Origin of the sequence: Calothrix sp. NIES-2100, from assembly GCF_963875285.1 — a bacterium.
Classification (GTDB): domain Bacteria; phylum Cyanobacteriota; class Cyanobacteriia; order Cyanobacteriales; family Nostocaceae; genus Aulosira.
This window is the reverse complement of record NZ_CAWNLA010000001.1, coordinates 6,835,258-6,848,574: the sequence shown is the minus strand read 5'-3', so window position 1 is coordinate 6,848,574 and position 13,317 is coordinate 6,835,258. Positions and strand designations below refer to the sequence as shown.

Annotated in this window: 9 protein-coding genes and 1 pseudogene; 3 read left to right on the top strand and 7 right to left on the bottom strand. The window is 42.1% G+C overall.

Going from position 1 to position 13,317, the window contains the following annotated elements; translation table 11 throughout:
- Positions 1-2: 2 nt before the first annotated feature.
- Entirely contained in the window at positions 3-944 is a 942-nt protein-coding gene (locus AACU32_RS27875; RefSeq protein ID WP_096608211.1) for a DUF4351 domain-containing protein, read from the bottom strand.
- Positions 941-3,865 carry a DNA polymerase I gene (polA, locus tag AACU32_RS27870; protein WP_096604404.1) on the bottom strand — a complete coding sequence of 975 codons (2,925 nt, stop codon included), beginning with the start codon at positions 3,863-3,865 and terminating at the stop codon, positions 941-943. Before polA ends, AACU32_RS27875 begins: the two co-directional genes overlap by 4 nt.
- A gap of 198 nt (positions 3,866-4,063) precedes the next feature.
- On the opposite strand from polA, the gene AACU32_RS27865 reads away from it, so the two are divergent.
- Entirely contained in the window at positions 4,064-4,945 is an 882-nt protein-coding gene (locus AACU32_RS27865) for a Cof-type HAD-IIB family hydrolase (protein ID WP_096604402.1), read from the top strand.
- Between the two features lie 300 nt (positions 4,946-5,245).
- On the opposite strand, the gene AACU32_RS27860 is transcribed toward AACU32_RS27865, so the two are convergent.
- Positions 5,246-6,208, bottom strand: coding sequence for a glutamate acetyltransferase (locus tag AACU32_RS27860; protein ID WP_339378330.1), 963 nt, complete (start codon positions 6,206-6,208; stop codon positions 5,246-5,248).
- Between the two features lie 220 nt (positions 6,209-6,428).
- Between AACU32_RS27860 and AACU32_RS27855 the strand changes: the two genes are divergently transcribed.
- Complete coding sequence (locus tag AACU32_RS27855) at positions 6,429-7,187, top strand: Crp/Fnr family transcriptional regulator (protein WP_096604398.1); 759 nt, start codon at positions 6,429-6,431, stop codon at positions 7,185-7,187.
- Positions 7,188-7,220: 33 nt separating this feature from the next.
- Here AACU32_RS27855 and AACU32_RS27850 read toward each other — a convergent pair.
- From AACU32_RS27850 to AACU32_RS27835, 4 genes and pseudogenes are all read right to left on the bottom strand, one after another.
- Positions 7,221-7,643: pseudogene (locus AACU32_RS27850) on the bottom strand (phosphate ABC transporter substrate-binding protein); the annotation flags it as partial.
- A 337-nt stretch (positions 7,644-7,980) separates the two neighbouring features.
- On the bottom strand, positions 7,981-9,009 hold the full coding sequence (locus AACU32_RS27845) for a PstS family phosphate ABC transporter substrate-binding protein (protein WP_096604394.1): 1,029 nt from the start codon (positions 9,007-9,009) through the stop codon (positions 7,981-7,983).
- A gap of 90 nt (positions 9,010-9,099) precedes the next feature.
- The gene (locus tag AACU32_RS27840) at positions 9,100-10,491 is read right to left on the bottom strand and encodes a serine/threonine-protein kinase (protein ID WP_096604392.1); all 1,392 of its coding nucleotides are present in this window, start codon (positions 10,489-10,491) and stop codon (positions 9,100-9,102) included.
- A gap of 334 nt (positions 10,492-10,825) precedes the next feature.
- On the bottom strand, positions 10,826-11,839 hold the full coding sequence (locus AACU32_RS27835; RefSeq protein ID WP_096604390.1) for a LysR family transcriptional regulator: 1,014 nt from the start codon (positions 11,837-11,839) through the stop codon (positions 10,826-10,828).
- Positions 11,840-12,055: 216 nt separating this feature from the next.
- Here AACU32_RS27835 and AACU32_RS27830 point away from each other — a divergent pair, with 216 nt between their 5' ends.
- Positions 12,056-12,772 (top strand): NnrU family protein, encoded by a 717-nt coding sequence (locus tag AACU32_RS27830; protein WP_339378329.1) that lies wholly within the window; start codon positions 12,056-12,058, stop codon positions 12,770-12,772.
- Positions 12,773-13,317 lie beyond the last annotated feature (545 nt).

Below are 13,317 nucleotides of genomic sequence, written 5' to 3'. Positions count from 1 at the left end.
TTTTATAACTCAGGGTTATTATTCATTTGCTGTAACCAAGCTTCTAAATCAGCCACCGCAGCAAAATCCAATAAAGCTACAGCCAAATCTTCTAACTGCGATCGCGATAACTGTTGAACACGTTCTTCTAAATCAGGGGTAAGCGTACCAACTCGGCGAGGAAGTTGACGCAGTATTAGGCTTAGTGTTGCTTGTTCTTTTCCCTGTTCGATTCCCTGTTCGATTCCTTCTTCCATCCAACTTGTAACTATTTGCATAACTACCTCCTGTTCACTTGGTTCTATGCTAGCAATGTCAGCTTGTAATAGTTTTTGTTCTTCTGCATTCAAGCGTAAATAAGTATCAATAAATCCCGAAATCAACCGCATCCTGGCTGGATCTAATCGCAATGTTGCTAACAGACGCAAGCATTCCAATTTCACTTGGCGACGTTCTGCGGGTGCAATATTCATTTTGGACATTAATGCAGTTGCTATTGGATTTTGTTGACGCACAAAATCCCGCCAATTCAAGCGATTTAGCTGAATCACATCATAGTTAAACTGTAAAACTACTTTATTAGGAAAGACTACTTGATGTAAATTTGGTTCTGGAGTTTTTGGATAATCGTAAGAAAAGATAACTACCGGATATACAGGTAAATCAAATTTTTCATACAGCCGAGAAAAATAACGAAACATTCGCTTGTCAAAATCTGGTTGCTTATAAGCTTGATTTTCTACATGAATGAGAAAATAAGACTCTTGTTCGCGAAATTTTACTTTGACAATTAAATCAGCTTCGTAACGTACCCCAGCAGTGACATCGGTAAAGACTTCTTTGTCTAGGAATTCTAGAGAATCTCGTTCCAGATAAACCAGTATTTCTGGTAAGAATAATTCTATAAATTCTATAAAGAAAGTAGTTAGGAGTTCTTTAAACAGTCGGTCATGATCGATTGTCACTTTGTTTCCATCCAATTATCACCTGCACGGACATCCACTAATAACGGGACAGTTAACTCAACTGCATTTTCCATGACTGACTTAATTTGTGGTTGCAATTCTTCCCATTCTTGGGGCGGAACTTCAAACACCAATTCATCGTGAACTTGTAATAACAACCGCGCCTGATATTTACTTAAAACCTCATGCAATCTCACCATTGCAATTTTGATAATATCCGCACTAGAACCTTGAATTGGCGCATTCGCAGCAGAACGCAGTAATCCCGCATCGTAAGGGCCTAAATTTTTTAATTTGCTCAAATCAATCTCGTCTGGATTGCTGCCTTTTAATTGACGTAAACTATTGCTGGTAAACTCAAAATAACGCCGACGACCGAGAATTGTTTCTACATAACCTTGAGCGATCGCTTCTTTTTTCACTCGCTCTAAATATGTAAATACTTGTGCATAGCGTTCGTTAAATCTTTTAATAAATTCGTTAGCATTGGCTTTATCAACTCCAGTGGAACGGGCAAATTTCAGAGAACCCATACCATAAATTACGCCAAAGTTAATCGTTTTAGCTAATCTGCGCTCATCTGCTGTCACATCTTCTTTTTCAAACACCAACCGCGCTGTGACAGTATGAATATCTTCATTCTGCTGATATGCTTGCACCAAAACTGGTTCTTGGCTTAAATGCGCCAAAATTCTTAACTCAATTTGCGAGTAATCAGCCGCTACCATTAACCAACCAGGTTCTGGTAAAAATGCTTTGCGAATTTGACGACTAAAAGCTGTACGAATCGGAATATTTTGTAAATTTGGATTAGAAGAAGATAACCTACCAGTTGATGTTGCTGCTTGGTTGAAATCTGTATGCACTCTCTGAGTATCAGGACGCACCAATGCTGGTAATGCATCTACATAAGTAGACTTTAATTTAGATAAAGTCCGGTACTCAATGATGGCATCAACAAAACCAGTTTGGTCGATTTCTTGCAGTTTCTCTAATGTTGCTGCGTCTGTAGAGTAACCTGTTTGAATTTTCCGCGAATACTTAGTACTTAAACCCAATTTTTCAAACAAAATATGGCTTAATTGTTTAGGAGAACCTAAGTTAAATTTTTCCCCAGCTATCTCTGTCGCCTGTTCTTCCAACCTTGCTAAATCGATTTCTAATTGCTGCGAAAGTTCTTTGAGGTAAGCTGAATTAATCCTCACACCTGTGTATTCCACTTGGGCTAAAACTTCTTCTAGCGGTTGTTCCACTTCGACAAATAGCTGATTTAAAGCAGAAAATTTTTGTAGTTCCTCACGCAATTTGCCTACTAATCCAAATGTAGAATAAACATCCATACCGCAGTAATCGGCGACAGTATGAATGTCTAAATCAGCAATAGTTTTGCCTTTAGGAACTAAATCTAGATAACTTTTCGCTGTTAAACCCAAATATTTTTGTGCTAAATCACTCAAATTATGGCTAGCATCTGGATTTAAGAGGTAACTAGCTAGCATGGTATCAAATACCACTCCTGCCAATTTTATGCCTTGACACCTAAGAACTAAACGGTCAAATTTGGCATTTTGCAAAGATTTAGGATAATCAGCACTTTCTAAAATTGGACGTAATGCTGTTAGCAGCAAATCTAGTTCTAGATTTCCCCCACTTTTATGACCAAGGGGAATATAAGCCATTTCATCTAGTTTTGTACCCCAGCAGCAACCAATTCCCACTAAAGCAGCGTCTCGTGGTTCTAAATCTGTGGTTTCTGTATCCCAAGCAACGGGTGTTTCTGGATTAGTAAATTTTTTTAACAGCTTGACTAACTCAGTGAGTTTCGCTTCCGTATCAATAATTTGTGGTTGAATTGCTGAAGCTGGCTTTTGTTTAGCTGCTGCTGTATCAGCTGCACTAAAGAACCACAAATTAGGATCGTTATCATCGATGCTAGGTTGTGCTGCTGTGGTGGGTGCAGAAACTTCTGCAATTTGTCCGCCAAATTTTTGCTGAAGTTCGTTGATTTGGGCTATGAAACGATTAAATTCTAATTTTTCTAAAATTGGTACTAGCAGATTTTGATCAAATCCCTTTAATTTACAATCTTCTAAATCTACTTCTAAAGGCACATCTATAACTATTTTCGCCAAATATTGCGACTTTTTGGCATCTTCTTCGCCTGTTAAGAGTTTTTTCTGAGTTGCGCCTTTAATTTCAGCTATTTTGGTATAAATATTCTCTAAAGAACCGTAGCTAGTAAGTAGCTGTACGGCTGTTTTTTCCCCAATACCCTTGACACCAGGAATATTATCTGATTTATCACCACAAAGAGCTTTAAAATCAACAATTTGTGTAGGTAAGACACCTAGCTTTTCTTGAACTTGTTCTGGTCCGAATTCTGTGATGCCATTTGTCGATCGCTTCCAGGCATCTGGAGTAAAATTAAGCACAGTGATTTGCTTATCCAGGTCGATGAGTTGAAACAAATCGCGATCGCCTGTGAGAATTTTCACTTTATACCCTGCGGCAGTGGCGAGTTGTGCTAAAGTTCCTAAAACATCATCTGCTTCATAACCAGGAGCCGTGAAAATCGGCAAGTTGAAGCCTGCAAGCAGTTCATGTAAATTTTTTAAATCTGGGACAAAATCTTCTGGTGTCCCAGGGCGATCGGCTTTATAAGTATCATCAGCTTCATGACGGAAAGTTGGCAAGCCCAAATCAAAGGCTATAGCCATTGCTTGCGGCTGTTGTGTAGCCATAACTTCCAGTAAACACTTGATAAAGCCAAAACACACACTAGTAGGAATCCCCGTTTTTGTCCGTAATCCCCCATCTCGTCCCTTAATAAAAGCAAAATAGGAACGAAAAGCCAGCGAGTGTCCATCTACGAGGATGAATGTAGGGCGTGTTGTGGTTGTAGAAGAGGAAATTTGCGACATAGCCTTATTGTAGCCAGAAGCTTGAGTCTCGAAATTATTGGCCTATCAAGCATAGTATGAATGCTTGAGGCTGATACAACGATGTGTTGATACTAGTAAATACTGGATTTTTCAGGGCGCAGTAACTACCATGATGACTCCCCATTACTACCTAGAGCCTGTTACCCTCTTACTGGGAGTCAAAAACTTGGGGAATTTATGGATCAAGCAGCTACCAATCATTTAGCATCTATTGACGATCAGGCTCAAGCTTCAGCAGAAATTAAATTACTGGTTTTAGATATCGATGGCACAATTTCTGGTAAATCTAACAGAATCAGTAAACCTGTAAAAAAAGCGATCGCCGCCGCACAAGCAAGAGGAATTCAGGTAGCGATCGCCACTGGACGCATGTACCGATCCGCTTTACGCTTTCATCAAGAAATTGGCTCTGTTTTACCATTAGCAGCATATCAAGGCGCTTGGATTCAAGACCCAGCTACCGAGAAAATTCATCGCCATTTGACTGTACCGCGAGAAATTGCATCCCAGCTACTAGACTATTTTGAACAGCCGCAATTGCGATCGCTTCTCTCTGTTCACTTCTATATCAACGACGAGCTTTATGTAAGGGAGTTAACACCAGAAACCAAACTCTACGCCAAACGTTCTGGAATTAAGGCTATTCCCGTAGGTGATTTGCGCCAAGCCTTAAATCATGAACCGACAAAAGTTCTGGCTTTGTCTGATGACAGCGATGTGATTGACAAAATATTAGGCAATTTACGTCTTCAATACACACCTGCGGAACTTTATCTCACAACGTCTGTTGCTACCTTCTTTGAGGCGACTCACCCCGCTGTCAACAAAGGAACTGCTGTCCGTTACCTCGCCGAAGAATTATTAGGCTTACAAAGTAGTAACGTGATGACTATTGGTGATAACTTTAATGATTTGGAAATGCTAGAATACGCAGGCATTGGCGTAGCTATGGGTAATGCGCCAGCAGATGTACAGGCGATCGCCCACTGGGTAGCTCCTACTGTCGAAGCAGATGGAGCCGCAGTTGCTATTGAACAATTTTTACTATCTGAGGGCTGATCCTCGCTAAAGGTTGCCCCTAAAAAAATCAGAAAGGACACCGACGACTGGCCGTGTTTCGTCTCGGTGCCCCTGCTGGTTCGCTCCTCACACACCTGATAATATATACGATGGGATCAATTGAGTCAATAGTTGTTATATAAATTTATATTTACTCTCTCAGCGGCTTTACTGACAAAATTTTTGGGCATGGGGCATTGGGAATTGGGGATTGGGCATTGAGCATTGGGAATTTATCTCCCTTGTCCCCCTTGTCACCTTCATCCCCCGGTTGGTGAGCGAAGTCGAACCACATCCCCCTCACAACTCCAAAGGCGCGACAAGTCCGAGTTTTTCTTCTAGTAACAACCTGACCACAGACTGAGTAACCATCACTAATCCCAGTCTGGCTTGGGCTAATTCTCGCGAAGCCATTTTTACTTTACCCCAAATGCGGCACTGGCTCCAGAAATTTTCAAAAGCTTGACTTAAATTCAGAGCTGCTTTTTCCCAGTTAACTGAACTATTAACAGCATCGCAGTTCAAATCATCTACTACTTGTACTAACTCGCCCAGAAGACGACCTTCGGCTGGATGATAGCAGCGCAGTTTATCATCACTGTTCAGCCAAGGTATGGGGTTGGGAAAAAAAATACTCCAACAAGCCGCCACTGAAGTGCTTAGTGGTTGATTTTGTCGTTCCCAGTTAATTTTTTGGACTGGAAGCACTTCTCGCAGCTGAATTAATTCCTCTCGGTGAGCCTGCTGCAATAGCGAGCAGCAGCGTGCATGAGCGTATTGCACAGTAAATAAGCGTTTTTGATTTGTCATGGTAGGTTTCTCTGTGGCGATCGCCTTTCCTTGTCGCCCTAAACTCCCCACCGCAATATTTTGTAACCAAGCTCCTAAGATTGAGTGAAACAATTCTAAATAAATCCAACCAGGCGGAACAATTTGCACCTGAAAAACGTCGCCACAGTTCGCCAATAGGTCTTTGGCGATCGCCTCTGCAATCTCCATCGCTGTTTGATTCTGAGATTTTTCTAACCGTAGGGCTATCCCAGAAATATATAAAATTTTTTTCTCATCTCTACCTTTATATAGAGGAAATTTTGCATCTTTCATGCATATACTTTCTAATCCAGGTGTATAAACACTTAGGGGTTTTTCTAGCTGGCTGTATATTAACTGCTTAAATGCTGTGTATTTACTAACTAGTAGCTGAAAACGCACGTAGTTGTTGATGAAGACAGCCTCATCCCCAATTTGTTGATTCTCTGTCATCTATCGAAAGTTGTAAGTTTCTTCTAGATAAAGAAAAATGAGAGTAGAATAAAATTTGATGAATATTCAATGAATAGTGGGTAAACTTTACTACCATCATTGTACAGTAAGAAGTATAACAAAAGAGTAGGGAGTAAATTCCTTTCTATTCTTTGGATGGCTGGCGCTGTTAGGCGTTAAGCCGAACTCGCCAACACAAAGACACTCCTTGCACCTTTTTATGTCGTCTTTGTCTTCAGCCGAACGCTCTTTGTTACCTATGCAATCTCCATCCTCTTTTTCCGAGGCTTCACGTCCTTTTTTGACTTGGCAACGCATTCTTGATTGGGCTCAAGAACACTATCGCTGCCGCACCTTCAGCAAAGATGAGCGCATTCCAGCTCGCCCTGGATTGCTATATTTGGTGCAAAGGGGTGCGATCCGCATGGTAGGAACCGCCCAAGTCAGCGCTACTGCCAGTCAGTTAACTTCTCGACGCATCAACAGAACTCCAGAAGAAGCTTTCTTGGGATTTGTTGGCGCGGGACAGCCGTTTGAAATTGTCGCTCAGTCACCATTCACACTCCAGGCTTACGCCCACGTTGATCAAACTGCGGTGCTGTGGATGTACTGGCACGATTTAGATAACTGGCCTCACTTCCGTCGCGAAGTAATGGACGCTTTCAGATATCAGCACCAACGTAAATTGTTGTGGCTGAGTGCTTTGGGACAACGGCGCACAATTGACCGTCTCCTAGGATTTCTCACTTTGTTGATTGAGGAATATGGCGAGCCAGCAATGAGCGACACCGATCCCGATGTAATTCGCGGGTATTGTCTGCCCTTCCCCCTGACCCATGCCCAAATTGGTAGTGCGATCGGTTCGACTCGTGTTACCGTTACCCGCTTAATGGGCAAATTACGTCAACGTGGCTTAATCTTGACCCAAGGGGACAATCTCATTTGCTTACCAGCAGAATCGATTAATAGAGCTAGCTAACCTCAAGTTCAGATCTGCTATCAATAGCAGGTGTCAGCGAATTTTGACGAACCCAGCTTGGGAAATCAGTTCCTGCTCCTGCTGAGTTATAAGTAAGTTGGCATCAGCAAAAATTGTTTGCTGCTCGGTTTGACCAGTCTGTTTGACCACCACAAACAGATTGTGTGTCATCGGGTATTTTCCTGATAGGGAAGCCTCAATGTTCAATATGTTTCGTTTACCAGAACATTCAAATGGGAGAGCAATGGTTTTCGGTAAAGAGCAACGTACTACCCTTGTATTTGCCCCAACAGCAAGGGCGTAATTGAGCATTGAGGAACCACCTCTGGGGCAGAAGTATTCATCAATACAACCAGGACTAACAGCCAATTTTGCAAGGCTTGGGTGGTGGTGGAGACTGATTCCACTGATGATCCAATCATGTTGACCACCCTTCATGTCTGGGACAAAAATTTTTGCCGCTAGGTTTTTTTTGCAGCCTGGGGGTTATTTGTTTTTTTTGAGAACTACTTTGATTGCAGCTTCATAATTCTTCCAGGAGAATTAATGACATAAACTACTAGAACGTGTTTTCTTTCGTCGCCATCACCCACCGAGGGTGCGGCTATATAAACAAAGTCCGCGTCGGCGGACTACGAAACACCAAGATTTTGAGCCTGGGTCGTCAGGCTTTGTTTCTGTAGCCTCAGGCTTCAGCCTGAAGGCTTTTGGGGTTTGAAAACACGCCCTAGTGCTTAGTGGCCATTTTCAAGACAGAATTTCTGGTAAATCCCTAGCAGTCAAAGGTATTTGATTAACGGATTCTGACAAATCCTGCTTTAGCAATTAATTGTTGACCTTGAGCAGTCAGCAGCCAGTTAGCGTAAGCTTCTCCTGCTTGCTGATCGCTTTGTCCATTTTGTTTAATAATTACAAATAACCGCCTAGTAATTGGGTATTCACCTGTTTGGAAGGAGACTACATTGATTTTGTTACGCTGTTGTGGGCAGTTTTGCAGGGGAACGAAAGGCTCTTTATAGGGTGGAATAAATTGATCTGATTTTCGTCCCAAGGGTAAGGGCTTAACACTACATTGTCCCACGACTTCCGGGGCAGAGCCATAGTAAATTCCCCCTGGATTATTTGCCACTTCTCTTAAAGCTTGAGTTGTAGTGGGGATAAATTTGACATTGGCAGCAAATTTTTCTCCTCCCATGATATTTTGATCGAAAAATTCGATGGTACCTCCCTCCTCTAAACGCCGAGAGTAAGGTGTAATAGGTAAATTAGGGCCATTCACCTGTTGCCAGTTAGTGAGTTTACCTGTATATATATCTTTAAGCTGCGCCAAGGTTAAACCGGGAATTTGCAGACTGGGATGAACTGCGATCGCAATCCCGTCAATGGCCACAGGAATTTCTTTGAGTTGAAAGCCACGTTGTTGTGCCTTTTGATATTCATCATCTTTCAGGGAGCGAGATGACTGGGAAAAAGCCAGTTGGTTATCCAAAAGCATTTTAATCCCTGGAGTAGATCCCGGCGCACCAGTGGTGGGATCGGTGTAACGTAATTGAAAATTAGGCCAAAGCTTTTGAATTTCTGGCTCTACTTCTTTGCGGATGGGAGCCCAAGTGGTACTACCCCCATAACTAAACAATCCTGAGGGAACATTTATCTTTTGGGTCAATGTATCTTGCTTCGGGCGGGATTGATTAGGAATGATATTATTGCTCAGTCCAGAATTATTAGCCAACCACCAAAATACACCACCTACCAACCCTAGTGTAATCACCAAAGTTAAAGCCAAAACTCCAGTTTCATTAGTTCCGTTTTTTGGCGACATATTTTTATTGTGATTTTTCTATCTAAGCGCAATGTCCCATTTTGGGCTTGGGCTTAGGTTAAAAATAGGTTAAAATTTGATGTTAACTGTTTAAAGAATTAGAGAAAGTAATTTATAGATCAGACGAAATAATGCGGTTAGTGCAATACTTACTAAAGCTGCGGCAACGGCTAACATCAATATTTGTTGAATGCCCAGTTCAGCACGTAATAGGGGCATAAAAAAAATAATAGCAAAAGTAATAGCTGAAATAATTAATAAATCTAACTTTTCAATCCACCTTCTTGCTTGAGCAAAAATTAGTACTCCCAAAATCACAAATGAAATACCTAGAGTAATAATGGGGTTATGTATCAGACTGAAACAAGCGATCCCGATTAATGCGCCTTCAAATCCGCTAAAGGCGGCTCCTGCTAAAAATTCCCATGTAGAAAAAGCTGGTATAGCTGTTGGTAATTGTGAAGCCACCCGAATAGAACCTTGTACAGCGGGAAGGGATGTGGATGTAATGTGTGTAGGCGGTATTAACTGTAGTTGATAAACTTCTGCTAGTGCATTTAAAACCTCTTGGGCTGACTGAAAGCGTTGACTAGCAGCTGGGAGAAGCATTTTATCTAAAATATCAGCTAGGCGAGGATTAACATTAACTTGTGTTCGCCATTTCCACTGGTTACTGTAGGCATCAAACAACTGAGTTGCTTCCTGACCAGTTAACAAAGTTAAAACAGTTACAGCCAGCGCATATAAATCTGTAGATGGGAAGACTTGATTTCCAGCCATTTGTTCAGGGGGTGCAAATCCCAGAGAGTAAATTCCCGTAGAAGAAGTCGCCGGGTTATTGGTAACTTGCTTGACTGCACCAAAATCAAGCAGAAAGAGTTTGCCATCACGACGACGCATGATATTAGAAGGTTTAATATCTCTGTGGATAATGCCGCGATCGTGAACAAACTGGAGTACCTTGAGAATTTCTTGCAGTACCTCGACAATTTCTGCTTCCGAAAATCTACTTTTTTTGACTAATTCTTCCTCCAGATTTTGCCCATTAATATATTCCTGTACTAAGTAAAAAAACTGGTCTTGTTGTCCTGGTTGCAAGCTGGGAACTGTGATGGGAAAAAAAGCGAACAAGTCAGGAATTTGCTCGTGTTCGTTGCCTATTTCTGCCAGAACTTCTGCTTCTCTTTCAAATAGCTGTTGGGCTATTTGCAGTTGAGTAGAAGTTAAGTTCCCGGTAGGTTGAAACTGCTTAACTACGCATTGACGCATTCCTGGAATCCGGCGATCGCGTGCTAAAAATGCGGCTCCAAACCCTCCCCTACCTAGTAGCTTGATTGGTACATATCGACCATCTAGCATGAGTGGCATTCCACAGGTAGTGCAATACTTTTGCTGGGCTGTTTTTAGCGTTGTGTTATCATCTAAATCCGCAAAAAAGTTTTGTGGACGCGGACAGCGGGGACGAGTGCAGTAAACTTCCATTTTAGTTATTGTCAATAGTCCATAGTCAGTAGTCCATAGTCAGTAGTCCATCGTACAGCGGGCGCGTAAATATATAACCCCTACTCTATAATTTCGGCATCAGCCAGGATCGTAGAGGCTAATCGAAGACGAGACTAGCGGCTTGGTGTGGTCAAACTAGGCACATGAAAGCCAGCTACTTTCAGTAGGCACAAATAAAGTACTGACTACTCTAGGGTAACTTGCTCTACAGGCGGTTACTAGCTAAACAACCCTTCTTTTGACTACCGCGCAGCAGTAATCGTCTTTTTAACTAATGACTCATGACTAATGACTAATAACTAATTACTAGAGGTTAGCCTTCGTCAGTGGCGGCGGGTGTCACTATATCCAATGTATTGAGCATTAAATTTTTTGGCGACAACTTTAATACATTATGATTCCATCCTGGGGTAGCAAACTGAGGCAAAATTTCCTGACTAAAAGCTTCTGCTGCCTTGGAACGATAGCGATTGGGATTAAAAATCAGCCAAAGTGTACGCTTAACAACAACGCCTTCAATCGCGGCACAGTGCAACACGCCCATTTGTAACTCTTTAGCAATGGCGGAGGTGGAAACAAAAGCTGCTCCCAACCCAGATTGCACGGCATTTTTAATTGCTTCTATGGAATTTAATTCCATTTCGACTTTAAAACGCCGCGTATCTATTTCACAGCGAGCTAGCACTTGGTCAATGACTTTGCGGATAGTCGATTGCGAATCTAGAGTGATGAATTGTAGTTTATAAAGGTCGTCTTTTTGGATAGTTTCGAGTTTGCTAAAGGGATGGAAGATCGGTAAAATCAGCACCAGCTCATCTTCAGCGTAGGGAATTTTTTCTAAAGATTCTGCCAATTCACCAGGAATTTCGCCGCCAATGATGGCTAAATCCACTTGTCCGTTAGCGACACTCCAAGCTGTCCGGCGAGTCGAGTGGACGTGTAATTGTACCGCCACATCGGGATATTTTTGTCTAAACATGCCGATCATTTTGGGCAACAGATAAGTGCCGGTAGTCTGAGAAGCACCGACAATCAAAGTACCTCCTTGGAGATTTTGTAAATCTTCGATCGCACGGCAGGTTTCTTGACAGAGACTGAGGATTTTCTCCCCGTAACTGAGAAGTAAATGTCCAGCTTCAGTTAATTGGGCACGACGGCCTCCACGGTCAAATAAAGGAACATCCAGCTGCCGTTCTAAGTTTTGCACTTGCAAACTGACGGCTGGTTGGGAGACATAAAGACTATCAGCGGCGCGCTTGAAGCTCCCTTCTACGGCGATAGCTTTGAGAATACGTAACTGATCTAAAGTGAAAGGAAGGTCAGACATAGGCTAAACCCACAAACAAGAAAGGAGGGGCTTTGGTAAGAAATCAGCATTTCACACCTCCGATTGGCGGCATGATTGATGGCATCTTAAACCTGGAAGCAAGGCTTGGAAAAGACAGTAGCACAACATCTTGACTAAAGTTCCTATTTGAATACTTTGTGGTATTGGTTGTACTGAACTAAGTTTTCTTTAATTTACTTCACTTACGTATAAGTTATGATGCTGATTTCTTGGTTGACCCCCAGTCATTTTGTCATATTGGGGCTACAGTTAGTTTTTGCGATCGCTCACAGCGGGGGAGCCGCCTTACGTCCTTGGGCAGAAAAATACATGGGACCTAGGCTTTACCGGATTTTATTTGCCTTAGTCAGCTTACCCTTAGCTGTAATATTAATTATTTACTTTTTTAATCACCGTTATGATGGCTTGCAACTTTGGCAGGTGAAAGATGTACCAGGTGTGCAGATTTTAGTTTGGGTGCTGTCAGCGATTTCCTTTTTGTTTTTGTATCCTGCTACCTTCAATCTACTAGAAATTGCCGCTATTCAAAAGCCCCAGGTTCATCTTTACGAGACCGGAATTATTCGCATCACCCGTCATCCCCAAATGGTAGGACAAATAATTTGGTGTGTTGCCCATACTCTCTGGTTAGGCACTAGCTTTACGCTGTTCACCTCTATTGGCTTAGTGTTGCATCATTTGTTTGGTGTCTGGCACGGGGATCGTCGCCTGGGTCAACGCTATGGCGAAGCCTTTGAAAGTATCAAACAGCGGACTTCTATTATTCCCTTCGCTGCAATTATCGCAGGTCGTCAATGTCTCTTATGGTCAGAATTTCTGCGTCCTGCTTATTTAGGAGTTGCCATTTTTGTGGCTTTGCTTTGGTGGTCGCACCCCCTGTTATTATCAGCAACGAGTAAGTTAACATGGTAAATTTAGGCGATCCCCATTATCAGAATATAGTACTAAAATTGATGAAAATCACAACTTATCAATTGCTACCAAATCAATGTAGGATAAATTCAAATAGCTGTCAGTGGGGGTGCATGTAGTCGGTTTGAGATTTTAGGTTGGTAGTCGCTGGTAAATTATTTTTGCTAGGGAGCAAAAATCCTCAGGTCTCTTGCTGGATGAGGATGGTGTCAGTAGGGGCGGGTTTATTGAGATCATCGTTGATCAGCTTTGATATCTGTAAACCCGCCCGTACAGTGGTTAGTGGTCAAGAAATCTGCAAGCGCCTATTAACGGACTTAGATGAGAATAAAGCCACAAAAAAACTGACAAATGATTAACTTAACTTGTATCCCTCAGCAGCAGTGACTATCAAGAGTTGAGCATCCAAAAAAGCCTACGCGACATTTACGGTGGCTTTTTTATCAGTGCCGCAATCAACGCGATCAATTTTTGTCTAAACTATTTGTGCCCACAGAGCGTCTATCGGCAGTCACTGGCTTGCCAATACTACCTGTCGATAGTTA